Below are 300 nucleotides of genomic sequence, written 5' to 3'. Positions count from 1 at the left end.
ATCCTTGCATTTCCGTAATTACTAAAAAGTACTTACAGTTTATATCTTAGCAATTTCATGCAGTATCCAGTTTTCAAGGAACAAATGGATAGTTACTCGTAAGAGTAACTGCCTGGCGACGTCCTACTCTCCCGGCTCCCTGCGGAGCAAGTACCATCGGCGCTGGAGGGCTTAACGGCCGTGTTCGGCATGGGAACGGGTGTGTCCCCTCCGCCATCATCACCAGACTATATGAAGGATTCATGCTCCTTCAAAACTGAACAGCGAATGTTGCGTTAATCGTCGTATCTCCATAGAAAG

At 47.0% G+C, this 300-nt stretch carries 1 rRNA gene; it reads right to left on the bottom strand.

Annotated elements, in window-relative coordinates:
* Positions 1-110: 110 nt before the first annotated feature.
* Positions 111-227: ribosomal RNA gene (rrf, locus tag ACQ5DJ_RS30070) — 5S ribosomal RNA — on the bottom strand.
* Positions 228-300: the final 73 nt, after the last annotated feature.

It is taken from the genome of Brevibacillus sp. FIR094, from assembly GCF_050477165.1.
In the GTDB taxonomy this organism is placed as follows: Bacteria; Bacillota; Bacilli; order Brevibacillales; family Brevibacillaceae; genus Brevibacillus.
Note: the sequence above shows the minus strand (reverse complement) of the source record. Positions and strands in the feature narration are given on the sequence as shown.